We start from the raw sequence: 19,872 nt of genomic DNA, 5'->3' as shown, positions 1-19,872 counted from the left end.
TCCATGTACGGACGCCAGCGATCAAATTGAGGCGGGAACCTTTGCCAGAATTTCCTGGATAGGACGAGCATCGCTTTCCTCGAGAGAAACAATTAACTGCTTCGTCGTGGTGACCACCTGAAGAAGGACATCTCGCATATCGGCGTGGACACTCCAGAACGATTCCGGAACGTCGAGCACGGCTTTCAGTAAATCACCGGGATAATAATTGGAATCAACCAGCGGGTCGTCCAGCAGTTTCTCCAGTGCAAGCGGAATCAGAATCTGCAAACTGATCTTCTGGCCAATCATGATTCGCAAGTCTCCGGCGGTGAACTCCGCAAGCGGAACACCCCGTAACCGGTGGCAGGTCTGCACAAGTTGGGTGGGGGAATCGGGCTTATCCCAATCAAAGCGTTCCAGTTCTTCCAAACTCTTCCGACGGTCAAACGTGATCTTCAATCATCACTCCCCAATAATTCTCCCCAGCACCCGCTTCCGCCGCTTCCAATCAAAGTCGTAGTAGGAAATGTGTTCCCCAGGGGCCGACGTGGAGTTGGCCGTTGGTGGTGCGCGTCGGCGTTGTCTTCGCCGGTGCGGTTGTGGAGGTAGCCCCCGTTTGCCGGATCACTGCCGGGGTTGAACGGGACGAGTTCTTCGAGCCAGCGTTCGTAGTCGGCGTGCAGGCCCGATTCGTTGCCGTTGATGAAGACCGAAGCCGTGATGTGCATGGCGTTGCCCATCCCCGATTGGGATACTCTTGATCTCCACCCGGAAACCGACCCCGCCGACCCCAAAACCACGGCGACCGAAGAACATCATACCCGCAGAACTTCGAGATGTTTATGCCGAAGTCGTCGCCAAGGCCGCTGAACTACGAGATCAGGGGAAGACGCACATGGAAGTCTGCGAAGCCCTGAACGACCTTGGATTCAGGACTCGCACCGGCAAGCCGTGGCGACATCCCCAGCAGATCGTGAAGTTGCTGCGGTCATTCGTCGTCAAGCCCGACGAGCTTCAACGACATGCTGACCGCATCTCCTTTGTAACCCCATTTCACCAGAACTGAGGCAATCATCTTTGAGAAGCGAGATAGCCCATCTTCGGCAGTAGAGACCGCGTGACCGAGTTCATCCGGCTTCACTGCCCATCGCTCAACAGGATCGTTGGATTCATGAAGTTCGCTGAGCAGTAACCATGGTTGCCGAAACTTCATTGACAACCACGGATGCCCGATCCACAGCGTCTCCCAATGTTCGCCCTCAAAAGCCACTGCTGCTTTCCAATTTGCAATGTCACCGAGATCGCTACAACAAGTCGGCTCGACAATCACGCCGCTGTCCTTTGAGCATAGAGTAAGGCCACCGTTCAACACCGGCCTTGAGTCTGGATCATCCAAGCTCGATAAGCCACCCCATTCATCGAAAACGACACCAAGATACTTTTCGAGTTGCGACGCCGAAAACTCAGCCGTTGCAATGTGCCAGGAACCGGGAAGGATTGGGTTGATCTCTGTGATCCCCGAGTCAGCCAGAGATGCTCTCCAGTAGTGATCCCACGCATCGGGCATATCTCTGAATGATCCCTGGGGAGAAGTGCGATTCTCCGTGGAGAAAGAAGAGGGTTCTAATTCAACGACAGGCTTGAGTTCGATCCCGTGCAGTTCAACGATACTGGACATTGCTATTCCCCGATCACTTTCACTAGCACCCGTTTGGGCCTGCGACCGTCGAACTCGCCGTAGACGATTTGCTCCCAATGACAGCCCCTTCGCGGCCGTTTGGAGAGCGGCCCTGCCTCCTGTTCGCAAGGGGCTTCACCCATCCGTTCAAGTTCACTCCCCAATAATCTTCACCAGCACCCGTTTGCGGCGTCGTCCATCGAACTCGTAGTAAAAAATGTGTTCCCAGGGGCCGAGGTGGAGTTGGCCGTTGGTGATGGCGACGACGACTTCGCGGCCCATGATCTGGCGTTTGTGGTGGGCGTCGGCGTTGTCTTCGCCGGTGCGGTTGTGGAGGTAGCCCCCGTTTGCCGGATCACTGCCGGGGTTGAACGGGACGAGTTCTTCGAGCCAGCGTTCGTAGTCGGCGTGCAGGCCCGATTCGTTGTCGTTGATGAAGACTGAAGCCGTGATGTGCATGGCATTAACGAGGCACAGCCCATCCTGCACGCCACTTTCGGCCACCAGCTGTTCGACATCACGATGCAGCGAAACAATCGCCCGCCGCTGCGGGATATCGAGCCAGAGTTCTTTGGTGAGAGTTTTCATGATGCGGGAGATTCCTTCTGGGGCGGTGTCAGTTCAGTTTGACGTCGACTTCGTTGCGGTCGTTCTCCGAAGGGAGAAGCGCCGGGACGAAACAAGCCGCCAGAATCCCGAACTGGACAAAGCGGAACAAGCGGTTCGCCAGCGAGATCGAGCCTTGCAGAGACGTGAGCACCGGAACGGTAAACTCGTCCTCAAGCAACTGGGCCTGCCCTGCGCGATCAGCCTGTTCAAACTTCGCGGCGTTCGCCAGACGGTGAGCATTGATCCGTTCCAGTTGCGGATCAATTACTGCCATGTAGAGATAAACGTGAGTCAACAGAGCGGCTCCGAGAGCAATCGTTGCCAGAGTCATTGCCTGCCGCGGCCGCCCTTTACGAACCTCGTAGATATTGGTCGCCGGGATCGCCAGCAGAGCCGACCAGAGCGCACCGACGAGAAGGCTCTCGTCCGACATGACAAAGTACGAAATGAGAAATGCAGTCGCGGCCACCAGGCAGGCAGCGAGAACATTTGCCTGTCGGTTCTGACGCCGATCGAGCGCGAGGCGGCCATAAGGATCGAGCCGCAGGACCAGATTGAAAAAGGAGTCGGACAGCCAGGACAGCAGGACGAAAGCCAGATACAGATAGAGCATCGGCGTGACAAGCACTTCGGCTGGGCCGAGCGATTCGCGGACGCGGGACAGGAAATTGACGACGAACCAGGCGCCGAAGATGATCAGCATCTGCGTTCGCGGCGAGAAGTTCGACATCCAGAAGAAGTACTTCAGCACCTGCCGGTAAACGATGTGCCGCGATTTCAGCGACTCGATAATGCCGGTCCGCGCTCCGTCCATATTCGGATCAAGCCGGAGGGCTTCACGGAAATGCTCCAGAGCCTGCTTGCTTTCCCCCTTCTCCAGGAGTTCCCAACCACGATTCGTGTGCGTAAAGGGATCTTCAGGATTACGATTGAGTGCCGCCTCCAACGCTGCGCTCGATTCCCGGCGACGCCCCATCCGCCGCAGAGCCAGCGACTGCAGATTGAGCGCTTCCTCGCTTTCAGGATTGAGCTCCAGCGCCGTCTCGGCAGACGTCAGACTTTTCGCCCAGTCCGACATCTGCAGGTAGATCAGAGCCTGTGTGCAGTAGAAGTCGGGTTCGTCCGGATTGATGCGGATCGCTTCGTGGATAGCTGACAGAGCCAGCTTCTTCTGCTCGAACTTCAGGAGTATTCGAGCATGAGCGAAGTGAGCGTAACCCAGTTCCGGATCGTAGGTCAGCGCTTCCCGAACCGACGCGAGCGCTTCTTCTTTCTGATCCAGAGCGGCGAGGAGTTGACCACGGAATGCTAAAGCGATCGCGTCGTGCGGTTCTTCCCCCAGATGCCGCCCGATTTCCGTGAGCGCTTCATCAGGACGACTTTGAGACCACAGCAGTTGAGCCCTCTGAAAATATTGAGACATGAAAAGTTGCCGTTGAAAAAAACAGGACGAACAGAGATGTGAAGCAGTTCCGCATTCCGGGTGGAGCCCCGTCGATACGAGATTCGATGGCGGCGCGATTCGCTCTAACGAAGGTACTCGACAATGTCGTCGTACATGCCGCCTTCGTTGGCGTATAACGCATGGTTGCGTGCGGTCGCGAACCATTCCTTGACGGTCGGTTTATGACGTTGAATGGCCTTTTGCAGATCGGCCGTCTGCAGCGGTTCGGGAATGCCGGTTTTCAGAGCCGCCTGCAGTTTTTCTTCCACAGCCAGATCGACAACCGCTTTGAGATCGGCTCCTGAAAAGCCCGCTGACTTTTTAGCAAGTCCATTGAAGTCGAGATTCTTCTGAGGCTTTCCCTCACAGAGCAGCTTCAGGATTTCGGCTCGGGCCTCCGGATCGGGTGGCGGAACGAAGATGATCCGATCGAACCGCCCGGGTCGACGAAACGCCGGATCCATATGCCAGGGAGCGTTGGTCGCGGCGAGGATCAGCAGGCCGTCGTTGTTGGCTTTCACGCCATCGAGTTCTGAGAGGAATTGGTTGATCAGCTGCCGGCCCGCACTCTGACGCATGTCTGACCGCCGGGCCCCCAGTGCATCGACTTCGTCAAAAAACAGAACGCAGGGCGTGTTTCTGCGGCCGGTTTCAAAGAGTTCATGCAGATTGCGTTCGCTGTTCCCGATCCACATATCGAGCACATCGTTCAGACCGATCGAGAAGAAAGCGGCATCGATCTCCCCTGCAGTGGCCCGCGCCAGGTGGGTCTTCCCGCAGCCCGGTGGTCCATAAAGGAGAATGCCTCCGCCGACCTTCTTTCCGTAGGCCTTGTAGAGCTCGTGATTGGTCAGCGGGTAGATGATCTTGAGCCGGATCTGCTCCTTGACCTCGTCCATACCGCCGACGTCGGAGAATGTTTGCTGAGGCCGTTCCATCTCCGGGACGATGTCGGATGGAGACTCGGACATCATTCGCTGCCGCCCCTCAACGACTTCGTCGTAAGTCGACTCCCTGAACGAGGAAATTCCGAGCCGTTCTTCCATCGCTTCATCGCATGCGTCCGGATCGGCTTCCACGGCCAGTTTGTACTGCGCGACCGCATCGGCAACCTGGCCATTGCGTTCCAGTGCCCGAGCATACATGAGGATGGCTTCGGGCGGCACATCCGGCTGCTTCACGAGTTGCTCGAGAACGACGAAGGCTTCACTGTGCTTTGCCTGTCGGGAAAAGGCTCGAGCCAGTCCGAGCTGGAGTTCCACGCTCTTCGGAAATCGCCCGAGTGCTTCTCGATAGGCCTGCTCCGCGCCGGGACCGTCTCCATTCTGCAACAGAAGATCGGCCAGCGTTCGCCGGAGAGGGAGGTTGTCGGGGGAAAGTCGAATTGCTTCGCGCAACGATTCAAAAGGATCGGACGAGCCGGCCATAGATGTAATCACCAAATGGGAGAAAAAATCGAACAGGCGTTATGATGCCTGAACGCGTGTAGGGAGACAAGGATTGGAGAGTGGATCGCAGGAGAGTTGCAATTTGACAGCCCCCCTTTACGAGAGTTGCCGGGCCACGTGGCGGTTCGACATCACGATGCCTGTGAACTGTGGCGTGGCGAAGGGGAGGAAGAACGATTGACCGATAACCTCATGATGTCGGATGCGAGAATTCCGAGCAAGGTTCTCATTAGCGGAATGGGCACAGTTTTTCACAAGCATGCCCACGCAAGCGTGGGTATGGCACCCGGTTTGAAGAGCTTGCGATTTGTAAGCATGGGAGAACCTCTCACAAATCTTTCACCATGGGTCGCAGGCGACATCAATCAGAAACTCCGTGAAATGATCGGACTTCCTGATAAATTCGCTACTTTGCTCCATGTAATAGTACACAGGCGGATCGTCTCCTTCACTGCTGCGGATGAAGCAGAACTGGTATCCCTGATGCATGATGATTGCGATGGCATCATCCGGGAGTTGAAGTCGGCTTTCTTCCTCCGCCACAAGCTCGCGGGCGGCCAGGGTGAGTCCGAGAACAGCGGGAAAGAAGATGTCGGTTCCATAATAGAATCTCAACGCACCCCGTCCCATTCTGGCCAGAAACTCCCGGTAAGCGAGCGGAAGAGGAGATCCCGCGTCTTGCTCGACTCGTTCGATCTCTTCAGAAGTACAGCCACGAATCGTGTTCTCGGTGGCGACGCCCCGACCGATTAGCAGATCGGTCGCCCGCTCAATTCGAGCTTTGACAGCAGCAGACGATTCCATTTTCTATCGATCCAGTTTCCGTCGAAGGGGAGATCGGACAACTATCTCCGAAACACAAAAAACACCGCTCCCGCCAGACAGAACGCCGCCCACAGGTAATCGAGCTTGATCGGCTGCTTCATATAGAAGACTGCGAACGGGATGAAGACGCTGAGGGTGATGACTTCCTGCAGGATCTTCAACTGCCCGAGGGTGAGGGTCGTGTAGCCGAGGCGGTTGGCGGGGACCTGGATCAGGTATTCGAAGAAGGCAATGCCCCAGCTGACGAACACAGCGATCAGCCACGGCTTGTGGTTCAGGTTCTTCAGGTGGGCGTACCACGCGAAGGTCATGAAGACGTTGGACAGGATTAGTAGGACGATGACGCGAAGCAGGACCGACACGTCTGGACTTTCGAGAGGGGGATCAGAAACTTCTCAGACCAGGCACTGGCGGAGCCAATGGCATACGGGCGTGGAATCGTATGGAAAGGCACTGCTGGGCGAGCCAGCAGTGGCACCCGCCTTCAAAGCCAGAATAAGACCATGCCCACGCGAGCGGGGGCATGGCACCCGTTAATTGGCGGTTCCTACATTTCGTGGGCGATGAGGTCGTCGTAGGTTTCGCGGCGGCGGATGACTTTGACGTCGCTGCCGTTGACCAGGACTTCGGCTGCTCGCGGGCGGGAGTTGTAGTTGCTGCTCATGCAGGTGCCGTAGGCGCCGGCGCTGTAGGTGGCGAGCAGATCGTCCCGTTCGAGCGGTGGCAGCTGGCGGTCCTTGGCGAAGTAGTCGCTCGATTCGCAAACCGGGCCGACGACATCGGTCTTCTCGCAGCCGGGGATCGAATCGGCTTCGCAATCGGTCGGCAGCGGGACGTCGGTGCTGACGGGCCAGACGCGGTGAAAGGCGTCGTACATGGCCGGTCGCATCAGGTCGTTCATGGCTCCGTCCTGAATGACGAACAGCTTGCCCCCTTCCCGCTTGGTGTAAATCACGCGGCTGACGAGCACGCAGGCATTTCCGATGATCGAACGCCCCGGCTCCAGAGCCAGACGGCAGCCAGCTGCCTTGATGTGCGGCACGATGACTTTGGCGTACGTCGAATAAGCGGGAGCTTCGTCGTTGCGGTAGCTGAGACCGAATCCTCCACCGAGGTTGACCCAGCTGATTTCGTGCCCCTTGGACCGCAGTTCGGCAATGACTTCGCCCGCCCGCCTGGCGGCGGCTTCGTACGGATCGGTGGTGAGAATCGGCGAGCCAAGGTGCATGTGGATACCGCGAAGTTCCAGGTGCGGATCGGCCAGCACTTTGGCGGCGAGTTCGTTATGGCGTTCGATATCCATCCCGAACTTGTTGCCCTTCTTGCCGGTGGTCGTCTTGGCGTGCGTCTTGGCATCGATATCGGGATTGAGACGCAGAGCGACAGGACCAGTCACACCCATTTCGCCGGCGATACGGGAGATCGCATCGAGCTCGGCTTCGCTTTCGACGTTGAACATGAGAATGTTCTTCTCGAGCGCGGAACGAATTTCGTCATCGGTTTTACCGACGCCGGCGAAGACGACGCGGGTCGTGTCGGCTCCGGCTTTGTCGACTCGGTAGAGTTCGCCGCCTGAAACGACGTCGAAGCTGCTGCCGGCTGCGTTAAGCGACTTCAGGATCTGCAGGGTTGAATTCGCTTTGACCGAGTAGCAGATGACCGGATCGCATTCAGCGAAGGCATCGCGGAGAGCGCGGAATTCGTCCAGGAATTTGTTCTCGGAGTAGACCCAGAGTGGCGTGCCGTGCTCTTCGGCGAGCTGGGAGAGAGAGACATCTTCGCAATAAAGGTGTCCGTTTCGGTACTCGAAAGCGTTCATCGTCATCGTCAAAACTGATTCTGTGGAAGGTTGGCGAGCCCTGCGCGGAGGGCTTGTGGATGGAGAAGGAAAAGACACGGATCGGCTCGACCCGTGTCTGACAGTGGTTCTGGTCACTCGCTTCGGGAGCGGAAAATTACTTCAGCGGCGAGAAGTCGGTCGGTTCGAGAAAGAGGTTTTTCACGCCCCCCTTCTCTGTCAGCGAGCCGCCAGCGTTCTCTTCGGAATCAAGGCGGGCTTTCATCCACGCCGGATCCTGAGCGAAGTTTTTGAATGCCTCGTCGCGGGTCAGCTGATCGTCGTGCGCAATCAGGTAGATCAAATGATTCTCTGCTCCTGCCTGATCGGGCATCAGGTGAAAGTAGATGACGTTCGTGATGCCGTGCTTCTCGAAGAGACGGATGGTGTGATCACGGAAGCGGGCGTCGAGGTTCGAGAGATTTCCCGGGCTGGCTTTGTAGGTTCGCAATTCGAACAACCGCGGTTTCTTCGCCGAGGCAGGGATCTCCGGGGAGTAGTCCGTCGGAACGAGGAACTTTGAGTCGACGGTCTTCACGAGCGGTCCATCGCTGCGTGACTTCTTGTAGGCGGCTTTCCAGTCGGCATCATTCAGAAAGGCGGCCCAGCTGACATCGCGGGCATCCCGTGATGGATACGACAGGAAGTAGACGAGCTGATTGTTGTTCTCCGCTGCCGGTACGAAGTACGCGACATTGGTCATGCCGTGCTTCTCAAAAAGCTTACAGGTGTGATCGCGAAAACGGGCGAGCAGGCTGTCCAGCTTCCCCTCGTGAGCGGTGTAGGTCCGCATTTCGTAGACAGTATCGGCTTGAACCGGCTGAGCAGCCGCTCCCAGAACGAGGCAGCCCAACAGGCCAAGAACGAGCAGGCTCTTCATGTTTCGCACTCCAGAAAGGAATCGGCTTCAAGATACTTTCGTTGCGGCGGGAACTTCGGGGATTCTGTTCGGCGTCGCGCCGAGCAACACTGAATATTTGCCGAAGTAATACCGTTCGAGCAGCACCAGGTAACAGGGAACGAGTATCGGTCTGACGATAAACGTATCGAGTAGCACGCCGAAAGCCAACGCAAAGCCAAGTTGCTGCATTCCGAGTAGTGAGCCGGCCATCAGCGCGGAAAAGGTGCCGGCCATGATGAAGCCGCAACTGGAGATAATGCTTCCGGTTTTCCGCAGGGCCCGCAGGATGCTGCGCACGGGGGTGGTTCGTTTGGCTTCTTCATCGATTCGGGTGACCAGGAAGATGTTGTAGTCCTCTCCCACCGCAATCAGGATGGTGAACAGGAACATGCGGACCTTCCAGTCGAGCCCGGAAAACCCACTCGGATCGAGAGCCCAGAAGACCGCCATGGTCACGCCCATTGTCACCAGATAGGAGAAGAACACGGTCAGAATGAGGTAAAGCGAGATCGCCGGCTTTCGCAGAAGGAGAACGAGAATCGCATACACACCAAACAGAACGAGAATGTTGATCAGCAACTGATCTCTGTCGGTGACGATCTTCATGTCACGGATGCTGGCGGTGGGGCCGAGCGCATAGATCTCGCTCTCCCCCGTGAGGATCTCAGGCAGAGTCTTCTGCAGTTCAACCAGGGCGGCATCAAGCTGGGCGATGCTGCCTTCCGTGAAGGGATCCTGATTAAACACCAGATCGATGCGGGTGACATGCTCGGCGTAAGGCTGCTTTCTGCCGACGTATTGATTCATCACGCGAGCCCGGATCGCGGCTCGCCGAGCGGCGGCAAAGGCCGCGCGACTGGTGCCCGGCTCTTCAAGGATCTCCTGCTTCTTCAGGCCTTCGGGGGTCATTCCCAGGGGATAGGCGGAACTGAACACATCGATCAGTCCCAGTCGCTCCCGGTGCCGGTAGAGCCTGTCGCTGACTTCACCGATCAGATCGACCTGCTCTTCGCGCAGAAAGTTGAGGCTTTCGTTGTAGATGAGAATGTTTGTCGGCCCGAGCCGTCCGGGTGGGAAGTGCTCCTGAACCGCTCGCGTCCCGACCACGCTGCGAGACTCGTCCGGGAGTTCCGAGAGCAGTCCATAGCTGAGGTTGTTAAAATTCAGGACGGCGATGACCGCGAACGGCAGCATCACAAGTACGAAATTTCGCCAGAGTCGGCCCGGCCAGCGGGAGATTACCGCCGCCAGATAAACCCAAAACCGCTCCATCAGGCCACTTTCCATCACACGACCGAGCAGCGAGGAACGGGCGACCCAACCGTGCGAGTCCCCGGGGTTCTCCTGAGGAATGTTCGGCCAGAAGGCCCAGCGACCGGTGAGCCTTAAAAGGGCGGGCGTGAACGTGACGCTCGCCAGCAGGGCAATCGTGAGACCGACGGAGATGCCGATTCCAGCCTGCTGGAACTTCTTATGCGAGGCGAAGATCATCATTCCGATGCCAACGATGGAAGTCCCGGCGCTTCCTGCGAGAGGAGCAGCCGTGTAGGCCAGCGCTCCGTTTACGGCATCGCGATAGTTAATCCCCTTCTCCAGTTCCTCACGGTAACGGGCGATCAGAAAAAGGCAGTAATCAATCCCCGCCCCGTATGTCACCACCGTGACGTAGATATCGAGTGAATCAAACAGTCCGATGACATTCGCAGCCGCGAGAGTACTGAGAACGCCAAGCGTAATTTTGATGACAACGAAAACGGTCACGAGGGGGAGCAGGGCCAGGATCGGAGACCGGTAGATGGCCAGCAGCATCAAAACGACGAGCACCATGGTGGCCCATTCGGTGGCTTTGGCGCTGTTCTCGGCTTCGACATTCATGTCCCGTCCGACCGTCGCCGTGCCGCTGACCGACAGTTCGAGTCCGGGGGGAATCTGACTGCGGAACTCGGAATCGCCGTATACCAGATGCTCGATGTCGGCGATGATGTTGCCGTTGCGGGCGTCGAGAAAATCGTTGGGCAGTTCGACCAGTACCATGGAGGCCTGGCGATCGTCGCTGATCAGCAACTGTCCGAGCAGCCGGTCGGAATAGGTCACGACGTCGCCTGCGGATTCCTCGACTTCGAGTTCTTCTTCCTTCTCTTCGGCGGCTGGATCGGACGACTCTTCAGGGCCTTCGGCAGCACTGTCCTGAGCGAGGAGATCAGCCGAGTGGCGTTTGAGGATTTCCTCAAGCCGTTTGCGGAGATCGTTTTCGATGAATTCAAGATCGCTCTTCTGATCTCGGTCTTCTTCAGCGAACTCTTCTTTGGAGGTGAGCCCATCGGGTCGCGATGTCCGTCGGACCGACACGACGACGAGACTTCTTAACAGATCTTTGTCGAAGGTCTGCCGAAAGAACTGCTCGGCTACGAGCGACTGGGAGCCAGCCGGGAGAAAGTCGAATTCGCCGGGCGTGACTTCCTCTTCGAAGGGAGGAGCGACCGCGATGGCGAGAAACATGGCGGCGAACCAGAGAATAATCCAGCCGGGCCAATAGTCCGCCACAATCTCGAAGAGCCGGTTCATCGCCTCAACTGTTCCGATCCGAATGCACGAAGGGGTGTTCAAGTCCTGGGCGAACTTTCTCACAACGGTAATTCCGTCTGCTCTCAGCGACTCTTAAGGAGCCGGAGCGCAGACGGGTCCATCATCCCCTTCAGAATGGATCGTAGTTTCAACGACGACCGAGCCGTGGTCAAGGAAGAGAGCCTGAACAGAACAGTGCGTTTGGGCAACTATTTGAGCAGACTGCGCTGAAGCACATCGCGAGCCTGATCGAAATACGACTGCCAGACGATCTCCGGCTCGCCATGTTTCAGGCAATCCCGCACCTTCTGCAGTGTGTTACGGGCCATGTGCGGACAACGGTTGCAGGCACAGGTTTCGCCCGTGCTTTCCATGATGCCCGGCACAGGGATGAATTCGTGCTGCGGAGCAATTTTCTGCAGCGGGTGAATCATCGCGGATTCCGTGGCGACGAGAAACTTCGTCGGTTCACTGATCGAGGCGACGTATTGTCGCATCTTTTCGGTCCCGCCGATGAAGTCGGAAACTTCGAGAATATTCTGCGGACATTCCGGATGCGCGATGATGATAGAGCCCGGATTGTTCTTCTTGGCACGGATCAGATCCTGCAGGCTGAAAATCTCGTGCACCATACAGGAGCCCGGCCAGAGGAACATCTTTCGACCAGTCACTTCCATGAGATACCGGCCGAGGTGCTGATCGGGAACGAACAGAATTTCCTGGTCCTCGGGAACCCGTTCAATGATTTCGCGGGCGTTGCCGCTGGTCACGATCCAGTCGCAGAGGGATTTCACCGCCGCCGAGGTGTTGATGTAAGCGACGGTCTGAAACTGATGCCCTTCTGCCCGCAGTTTGTCCTGATAGGCCTTCAGGTCGGGAGCCTGGCAACTCTCCGCCAGAGAGCATCCCGCCTGCAGATCGGGCATGAGGACGGTTTTTTCGGGGCTGAGAATCTTGGCCGATTCGCCCATGAAGTGGACGCCGCAGAATACGATGGTCGGGGTGTCGATCGACGCCGCATCGCGAGCCAGTTTGAGACTGTCTCCGGTGTAATCGGCAATGTCCTGAATCTCACCGTCCACATAGAAATGGGCCAGGATACTGGCGTTCTTTTCTGTCTTCAGTCGTTCGATCTCGTCCATCAGATCGAGCGGGTCTTCGTAGATTTCAGGCGTCTGGTCGACAATCGGCAGGGGCATGGCACTTTCTCGGATAGCGTTTCGGCAAAAGGGTTTGCACAGAGATTATATTCATCGGACGTTCCGCTGGCTACAGGCCAGCGGCCGGCTGACAAGGAGCAAGTGATCCGTTACTGTTTATGCGTCTTTTCACTGGTCGACACTTTGCTACTTCGACAGGTTCAACACATGCTTCACAATCCGCTCCTCCGCCGCATCCTGGCGGTTGCTTTCGTCTTCACTCTCAACGTCGCTCCTTCCACGTCGGTTCATGCCGAGGAGGGAAAAACAGCTTCGAAGAAGGCGGATCGTCCGAATATCGTCTTCATTCTGGCCGACGACGTCGGCCGCGAAGTTCTCGGCTGCTATGGCGGGGTCGATTACCCGACCCCGAACCTGGATGCTCTCGCCGACAGCGGGGCCCGGTTCACCCATGCCTATTCGATGCCGGTTTGCCACCCAAGTCGGACGACGCTTTTAACCGGTTGCTATCCGCGGACGATCGGGAATCCGAAATGGGGCAGCTTTCCGGCCGAACTCGAAGGCAAGACCGTCGCCCAGGCTCTGAAGCAGACGGGTTATCGGACAGCCGTCGCCGGGAAATGGCAACTGTGTCTGCTGAAGAAAGACCCGAGCCACCCTCAGCGGCTCGGCTTCGAACAATCGTCGTTGTTCGGCTGGCACGAAGGAGCCCGCTATTACGATCCGCTGATTCACGAGAATGGTTCGATTCTCGAGAACACGGATGGAATGTACGGACCGGATCACTACGTCGATTTCCTGCTCGACTTCATGAAGGACCATCGTGAAGAGCCCTTCTTTGCGTTTTACTCGATGGCTCTCTGTCACGACGTGACGGACGACATCGAAGAAGCGGTGCCCTACGCGCCCGGCCGCGACCGTTACGACAGCTTTTCCGAAATGGCCGCTCAGATGGATCGAAAGATCGGCGACCTGATGACCGGGATGGAGAAACTCGGCCTGCGTGAAAATACTCTGGTTCTATTTACCACCGATAATGGCACCCCGTTTCGGACAATCGCCCGCTACGAAGACGGCAAGTACATTCGCGAGCCGGTGTCGTCTCAGTATGAGGGCATGGACGTTCCCGGAGGAAAAGGATCGTTAAACGACTGGGGGACGCGCGTGCCGACGATCGCCAGCTGGCCAGGCGTCATTGAACCCGGTCAGGTCTGGGATGATCTGGTCGACTTTAGTGACATCCTTCCCACGTTCATCGAGCTCGCGGACGCAGAACTTCCCGACGGCACGCTGGACGGCCAGAGCTTTGCCAGCCGACTCACCGAGAATCAGCCCGGGCCCAGACAGTGGGCCTACGCTGAGAGTCGCGGGAATCGATACTTCGCGAAATCACGAACTCGCAAGCTTTATAACAACGGCCGCTATTACAACACCGAGAAAGATCCCTTTGAAAAGACGCCGCTCGACGTGACCAGTCTTCAAGGGCCAGCTCTTGAGGAGTACGAAATGCTTCGCCGTACGGTGGAAATGCTGGCCAGCGAGACCGACACCGAAGAGCCGGCGAGCGAGTAGCCGTGTCGACCGGCATGGGACTTGCATAGATTCCCTGTGGAGCGGCGGAAGTTCCGCCGAGAGATGTTTCACTCAAACTGGGAGTCACCTGTGAATAGCCTGAAGAGATTCTGTAGCCTGATCCTTGCCCCTGTCCTGCTGGCTGGCGTCTGCCTCGGCCCGATGGGATGTGAAGTTGAAGAAGAAGTCCTGGACGTTGAGACTCCGGGCACGGAACTGGAAGTCGACCAGGAGCCTGATGGCGCACTGGATGTTGATGCTGACTAAGACGAACCCGTCTTGCAGGGGCGAAGCAAATGCTTCGCCCTTTTTTCGTGCGCGTTGAGTCAAATCTTGAAGTCTCACCTGCCGCGACTTAATCCAGTCTGACCGAACAACGACCGCGCGGGCTGAGATTCCACAAGACGTTCACCATCTCCGCCCGCGCCCCGGGAACACCGGTGTATCAGCGGTCGGGGACAGCGCCGGTGGAACTCTCTGAAACTCCGTTCGTTACGTGTCGCGAAGTCGTTGGCATCGGTCGCCCTCTCTTCACCCGTCTAATCGGCACGGAGTTTGCACATCTATTGCGATTACTAAGTTTCCCGAGATTGGACGGCCTTCGCAGGCATGTGTGCCTCGCGTCCCGGCCGTGCGAAACGGGCTCATGCAAGCGGGTATCAACGAGGAGTAAGTCACAATGAACTGGGATCAAATCAAAGGGAACTGGAAGCAATTCAAGGGACAGGCGCAGCAGAAATGGGGCGATCTGACGGGCGATGACCTTGATCGCGTCGATGGCAAGCGAGAAGAGCTTGTTGGCGTCGTGCAGGAGCGATACGGCATCGCAAAAGACGAAGCCGAGAAAGAAGTGAAAGACTTCGAAAGTAACTGCCGCTGTTAGTCAGGTACTGACGGTATATCGGCGGGCACGTAGTCTTCTACGTGCCCGTCCTTTTTTTGGGAGTCAACTCGAGAGGAGGTGGAGCGATGCCGTCGCAATGGTCGAAAAAAGATGAGCGCCAATACGAACATGTGAAAGACAGTGCGGAAGACCGCGGGCGTTCCGAAGGACGGGCCAAAGAGATTGCAGCACGAACCGTTAACAAGCAACGTCGTAAAGAAGGACGTACGCCGAATAAAACGACAAGCGGTAAGGGAAATCCCCGCACCGACCTGGAAGACCGTACGGTTGATGAGCTTCACAACATCGCGTCTGATATGAAGATCGAGGGCCGCAGCAAAATGCGGAAGCAGGAACTGATTGAAGCGATCCGCGACAAACGGTAGCCGAAGACGTAAAATACGATGAGTTCGTAGCCGGACTCTGTCTGTTGTCCTGAGCGCACACTCCCGGCAGCAGCAGGTCCGGCTGCATTTTTTGGAGTTGAGCCTCGTTTCCCCGATAATACCGGACTATTGAGAGACGTTCAAAACAATCTTCCCGCAGAAGCCTCCTTTCTCAATTTTCGCGTGAGCGTCGCTTGCCTGGCTAAGCGGGATGGAATCAGCGACGTGAATTTTTAAGTGTCCCTCGACCGACAGCCGAACGAGTTCCGACAGATCCTCTTTTCGGGATCGGGCCAGCATCACCCTCCCCTGCTTTTCCAACGGCAATGTGGTCAACGAGACCACCAGCCCCCGCAGAGATGGTTCGGTTGAGACATAAGTTCCGTCTTTGGCCAAAACCGGACGGCTCGCCTTGAAACTGCTCTTTCCGGCGGCGTCAAACACAAGGTCCCAGCTTTGCTTCAGGCTGGTGAACTCGTGGCGACGGTAGTCGATGAACTCCGCAGCCCCGAGGGAACGCACAAAGTCTTCGTGGTCGCTGCTGGCCACGCCGGTTACGACCGCTCCATCCGCAACCGCAATCTGCACCGCCAGCGATCCGACTCCGCCACTGGCCCCATTCACGAGAACAGTCATCCCGCTCTTGAGATGTCCGTACTCACGCAGAGATTGGAGAGCCGTGGACCCTGCTAACGGCAAAGCAGCTGCCTCATCGAAAGTCATCGAGTCGGGAATTTCAACCACACTCGAATGAGTGCAGACCGCGTATTCGGCATATCCACCACCGTAGACATGATCGAGAAACGCAAGAACCCGTTGCCCGACCTGGAAGTTCGCCTGTGAACCGACCTGTTCGATCACTCCGGCGACATCGTACCCCGGGATCCGCGGGAACCCGCCGGGCAGCAGCCACTTCATCTCCCCGCTCCGCAGCCGCGCATCGACGGGATTGATTCCTGCCGCTGCGACACGAATCAAGACCTCATCACGGGCCGGCTGGGGACGTTCTCTTTCAACCAGCTCGAGAACCTCAGGGCCTCCGTAATCTTTGTAGACGACTGCTCTCATGATCCCGTTCCTCCGTGTCGCTGCAGTGAACTTCTACTCTTCCAATTCTCACTGAAACAGCTTCCTCCGCAAGGCGACTTCGTGTGCAGACCGCCTAAATACAAATAGACATCAGGCGGATAAACGGGGCTCATATCAGGAAATTTCCTAGCGCCCACCTATAAGGACTTCTTTTCCCAACTTCTGGAATTTAGGGGATTGTGCGGCTTCGCGCAATCATTACAACCAAAGTGGACTCCGATCATTTCAGCATGTGATTCGAAGTTCCGAGGAGAGTTCTCTGGTCGCGTTCAGGGGAACGAGATCTTCGTCACAAATTTGCAGGAGAGCGGTAATGAATCTATTTAGCCGAATCGCAGGACGTCGCATCGATCGAATTGTTCGCCGTCGACGAGCTCATAAATCGTGTCAGTATTCCAGCGAAGCCCTCGAGTGTCGCACGATGCTGACTGCCTACGTCGTCGACACACCTCTGGATGTTGTCGCTGCCGACGGGATGATCAGTCTGAGAGAAGCCATTCTCGCTGCAAACAGTAATGTCGCGGTCTTCGATGCCCCGGCGGGTACGGCGGTTGGGGATTCGATCTCCTTTGACTCCGGACTGGCTGGATCGACTATCTCCCTGACGGGAGAGATCGACATCTCCGAAGACCTGACGATCACGGGTACAACCCCTTCGATCACGCTTGATGCCGGCGGCATCTCGCGCGTCTTCGATATTTCGACCGCCGATAATGTCTCTCTCAGCAACCTCACTTTGACTCAGGGGTCGGCCGATACCGGGGGCGCGATTCGCGTGACGGGCGGCGGGATGCTTTCCCTGAACAACCTTGTGTTCCAGGCGAATACCGCGACTGGAGCCGGGGGGGGAGCCATTCACAATATCGGCAGTGACGTTGTCATTACTGGCGGTAGTTTCACCGGCAATATTGCCTCCGGAGCGAGCGGCAGCGGGGGGGCCATCAACAATGACTCGGGAGGCACGCTGGACATCACAGGGACGAGTTTCAGCTCGAACCTGGCCGTTCGTGCCGGAGGCGCCATTGAGGATAACTCAGGCGGTGGCATTACTATCGATCAGTCCTCCTTTACGTCGAACGACGCCGCTGTGACTCTGGTGGGTGGTCCGGGTAACGGGGGCGCCATTCACATGACCGGCAGCGGAAATGTCACGATCACGGATAGCACCTTCATGATGAATGAAGCCGCCAACGAAGGGGGCGCGCTGTGGAACGGCACCGGTCGCATGATCGTCGTCGATTCGACGATCGGTCAGAACGAAGCCCACGGCACGGGCCCGCTGAATGGCGGGGGCGGGATCTTCAACCTCGGTGGTCGACTCGCGTTGACTCGCACCGATGTCTCGATGAACGTCGCTGACGGAACAACCGCCAGCGGGGGCGGGATTCTCAGCCTCAATGGCTTCACGAGCATCGCCGATGGAGCGGTCACCGGTAACGTTTCCAACCGCACCGGCGGCGGTATTCAGGTGGAAGCTGGCCGTTTGACGCTGGATGGTGTCAATCTGGACAACAACATCGCTGGTCCTCTCGATCTCTCGACTCCCGGCACCGGGGGTGGACTGTTTGTCGGCGGAGCGACCACGGTTCGTATCGATGGCGGAACGGTGACGGGCAACGCTGCGGTCACTGAAGGAGCCGGCCTCTGGTTCCACGCGCTCGCCTCGTCCACGATCAACGGAACAGTCATTTCCAGCAATACCGCTTCGGGTGATCTGTTGAACGATGGCGGTGGCGGGATCTACACCAATGGTGGCACGCTGAACGTGCTGAACGCCACGATCAGCGGCAACACCTCCGATGGCCTCAGCGGCAGCGGCGGCGGAATCTTCTCGGCAGCGGGCCGAGTGAATATTTCCAATACGTCGATCGTCGGCAACCAGGCCAACCGCGCCGGTGGTGGTATCGAGGTTGTTGACGGCACCGTTCGCCTGACCAACGTCAATCTCGACGGGAACTCAGCTGGCCTGCCGGGTGTCCCGAATCCAGGCAACGGCGGCGGGCTGCACATCACCGGAAGCAGCAATACCGTTGTCCGGCTTGATGGCGGAACTGTGATGAACAATACCGCCAGCCTCGAAGGAGGCGGACTCTGGAACCAGATGGGAAGCACGCTCACAGTGAACGGCTCGACTGTGTCGGGCAACGTAGCTCTTGGAGCAGGTGCTGATGACGGTGGTGGAGCGATCTTCAACAATGGAGGAACCGTCAATGTGCTCAACGCGCTCGTTTCGGCTAATCTCGCGACGGGTGCTTCAGGCAGTGGCGGGGCAATTCTATCGACCGCTGGTCGTGTGAACGTTTCCAACACCTCGATCGTCGACAACCAGGCGAACCGAGCTGGCGGTGGAATTGAAGTGATTGACGGTCGCATTACCCTGACCAATGTCAATCTCGACAGCAATGACGCCGGCCTGCCCGGTGTGGCCGCTCCTGGAAACGGCGGTGGTCTCCATGTGACGGGGACGGCCGGAACTCTGGTTCGTGTCAACGGCGGGACCGTCAGCAATAATACGGCCGTCAGCGAAGGGGGCGGACTCTGGAATCAGAGCGGCAGTATCCTCCGCGTCAACGGAACGGTTCTGGCCAACAACACCGCCTCGGGCAATGGAGCTGACGATGGCGGGGGGGCCATCTTCAACAATGGCGGCCTGACCGTCGTCACCGGAGCCACTCTGACCGGAAACGTTGCGAACGGAACTTCCGGCAGTGGGGGAGCCGCCTTCTCGACCGACGGAACGTTGACCTTCAATGGCAACACGATGATCAACAGCAATGTCGCGAACCGTGCCGGGGGCGGCGTTGAGGTCGTCGATGGCCGGTTGAATATTCTCGGCAGCACGCTGTCGAACAATATCGCCGGCCCCATCGGATTCGCCTCTCCGGGCAACGGCGGTGGAGTTCACATTAGTGGAGTCGCAGGCACCGAAGTCCTGATCGACAATTCTAACATCCTGAACAACACCGCGGCCAACGAAGGTGGAGGAATCTGGAACCAGACAAACGCCGTGATGGACATCTTCAACACCAATGTCCATGACAACAACGCGTTTGGCGAACTGACGATCAACGGTGGTGGCGGCCTGTTCAACAACAACGGCGGCATCATCGATATCGTCAACAGCAGCTTCCGTCGGAATGATGCCTTCAACGGTAGCCGCGGTGGCGGACTGTCGCTGAGCACCGGTGGGGTCGTCAGTATCGATGGCGGTGAAGCGGTTGACAACATCACCAACGGACTCGGTGGGGGCTTCTACAACGATGGCTACCTCCGGATCTTCGGGAACATGGACGTGATTGACAACATTGCCCTCAACGGCGGTGGAATCTACACCGATGGCAATGGCCTTACCGATCTGGCCAACGCCAACATCTTCTCGAACGACCCGAACAACCTCGCTGGTCCGGGAACGGTCGATTAAGTTTCGTCTAATTTAAACGCTGAGTGAGCAACATCGCGGTCAGTCATGGCCGCGATGTTTTTTTGTTGGTCG

The 19,872-nt window shown here is 57.4% G+C and carries 18 protein-coding genes and 1 pseudogene; 6 read left to right on the top strand and 13 right to left on the bottom strand.

Features of this window, described 5'->3' with window-relative positions:
- Nucleotides 1-21: 21 nt before the first annotated feature.
- Nucleotides 22-441, bottom strand: a complete 420-nt coding sequence (locus L1A08_RS09020) for a contact-dependent growth inhibition system immunity protein (RefSeq protein ID WP_238756008.1) — start codon at nt 439-441, stop codon at nt 22-24.
- Nucleotides 442-444: 3 nt separating this feature from the next.
- A pseudogene (locus L1A08_RS09015) lies at nt 445-716 on the bottom strand (YjbQ family protein); the annotation flags it as partial.
- 23 nt (nt 717-739) lie between these two features.
- On the opposite strand from L1A08_RS09015, the gene L1A08_RS22965 reads away from it, so the two are divergent.
- On the top strand, nt 740-1,048 hold the full coding sequence (locus L1A08_RS22965; protein ID WP_390896853.1) for a recombinase family protein: 309 nt from the start codon (nt 740-742) through the stop codon (nt 1,046-1,048).
- On the opposite strand, the gene L1A08_RS09010 is transcribed toward L1A08_RS22965, so the two are convergent.
- The 10 genes from L1A08_RS09010 to nadA all read right to left on the bottom strand — a co-directional run bounded on the left by L1A08_RS09010 (nt 971) and on the right by nadA (nt 12,488).
- Nucleotides 971-1,660, bottom strand: a complete 690-nt coding sequence (locus L1A08_RS09010) for a hypothetical protein (RefSeq protein WP_238756006.1) — start codon at nt 1,658-1,660, stop codon at nt 971-973. The genes L1A08_RS22965 and L1A08_RS09010 overlap by 78 nt on opposite strands.
- 153 nt (nt 1,661-1,813) lie before the next feature.
- Complete coding sequence (locus tag L1A08_RS09005; RefSeq protein WP_238756005.1) at nt 1,814-2,248, bottom strand: secondary thiamine-phosphate synthase enzyme YjbQ; 435 nt, start codon at nt 2,246-2,248, stop codon at nt 1,814-1,816.
- 28 nt (nt 2,249-2,276) lie between these two features.
- Entirely contained in the window at nt 2,277-3,692 is a 1,416-nt protein-coding gene (locus L1A08_RS09000) for a tetratricopeptide repeat protein (RefSeq protein WP_238756004.1), read from the bottom strand.
- A 104-nt stretch (nt 3,693-3,796) separates the two neighbouring features.
- A complete protein-coding gene (locus L1A08_RS08995) occupies nt 3,797-5,140 on the bottom strand; it encodes an ATP-binding protein (protein ID WP_238756003.1) in 1,344 nt (447 codons plus the stop codon).
- A gap of 360 nt (nt 5,141-5,500) precedes the next feature.
- Entirely contained in the window at nt 5,501-5,965 is a 465-nt protein-coding gene (locus L1A08_RS08990) for an SMI1/KNR4 family protein (protein WP_238756002.1), read from the bottom strand.
- A gap of 41 nt (nt 5,966-6,006) precedes the next feature.
- Complete coding sequence (locus tag L1A08_RS08985; RefSeq protein WP_238756001.1) at nt 6,007-6,348, bottom strand: DMT family protein; 342 nt, start codon at nt 6,346-6,348, stop codon at nt 6,007-6,009.
- Between the two features lie 185 nt (nt 6,349-6,533).
- A complete protein-coding gene (gene lysA, locus L1A08_RS08980) occupies nt 6,534-7,805 on the bottom strand; it encodes a diaminopimelate decarboxylase (protein WP_390896871.1) in 1,272 nt (423 codons plus the stop codon).
- Between the two features lie 136 nt (nt 7,806-7,941).
- Entirely contained in the window at nt 7,942-8,703 is a 762-nt protein-coding gene (locus L1A08_RS08975) for an NIPSNAP family protein (protein WP_238755999.1), read from the bottom strand.
- A gap of 27 nt (nt 8,704-8,730) precedes the next feature.
- A complete protein-coding gene (locus L1A08_RS08970; RefSeq protein ID WP_238755998.1) occupies nt 8,731-11,289 on the bottom strand; it encodes an MMPL family transporter in 2,559 nt (852 codons plus the stop codon).
- A 209-nt stretch (nt 11,290-11,498) separates the two neighbouring features.
- Nucleotides 11,499-12,488, bottom strand: a complete 990-nt coding sequence (gene nadA, locus L1A08_RS08965) for a quinolinate synthase NadA (RefSeq protein ID WP_238755997.1) — start codon at nt 12,486-12,488, stop codon at nt 11,499-11,501.
- A gap of 168 nt (nt 12,489-12,656) precedes the next feature.
- Between nadA and L1A08_RS08960 the strand changes: the two genes are divergently transcribed.
- The 4 genes from L1A08_RS08960 (at nt 12,657) to L1A08_RS08945 (ending at nt 15,290) form a co-directional block, all read left to right on the top strand.
- A complete protein-coding gene (locus L1A08_RS08960; protein WP_238755996.1) occupies nt 12,657-14,021 on the top strand; it encodes a sulfatase-like hydrolase/transferase in 1,365 nt (454 codons plus the stop codon).
- Nucleotides 14,022-14,111: 90 nt separating this feature from the next.
- Nucleotides 14,112-14,288, top strand: a complete 177-nt coding sequence (locus L1A08_RS08955) for a hypothetical protein (protein ID WP_238755995.1) — start codon at nt 14,112-14,114, stop codon at nt 14,286-14,288.
- A 412-nt stretch (nt 14,289-14,700) separates the two neighbouring features.
- Nucleotides 14,701-14,904, top strand: coding sequence for a CsbD family protein (locus L1A08_RS08950; RefSeq protein ID WP_238755994.1), 204 nt, complete (start codon nt 14,701-14,703; stop codon nt 14,902-14,904).
- An 86-nt stretch (nt 14,905-14,990) separates the two neighbouring features.
- The gene (locus L1A08_RS08945; RefSeq protein WP_238755993.1) at nt 14,991-15,290 is read left to right on the top strand and encodes a Rho termination factor N-terminal domain-containing protein; all 300 of its coding nucleotides are present in this window, start codon (nt 14,991-14,993) and stop codon (nt 15,288-15,290) included.
- A gap of 126 nt (nt 15,291-15,416) precedes the next feature.
- Here L1A08_RS08945 and L1A08_RS08940 read toward each other — a convergent pair whose 3' ends face one another.
- A complete protein-coding gene (locus tag L1A08_RS08940; protein ID WP_238755992.1) occupies nt 15,417-16,358 on the bottom strand; it encodes an NAD(P)-dependent alcohol dehydrogenase in 942 nt (313 codons plus the stop codon).
- Nucleotides 16,359-16,692: 334 nt separating this feature from the next.
- On the opposite strand from L1A08_RS08940, the gene L1A08_RS08935 reads away from it, so the two are divergent.
- Entirely contained in the window at nt 16,693-19,800 is a 3,108-nt protein-coding gene (locus L1A08_RS08935; RefSeq protein WP_238755991.1) for a beta strand repeat-containing protein, read from the top strand.
- Nucleotides 19,801-19,872: the final 72 nt, after the last annotated feature.

The organism is Rubinisphaera margarita (assembly GCF_022267515.1).
GTDB classification, from domain to species: domain Bacteria; phylum Planctomycetota; class Planctomycetia; order Planctomycetales; family Planctomycetaceae; genus Rubinisphaera; species Rubinisphaera margarita.
The sequence above is the reverse complement of the archived record's forward strand: the minus strand, read 5'-3'. Positions and strand labels throughout refer to the sequence as shown.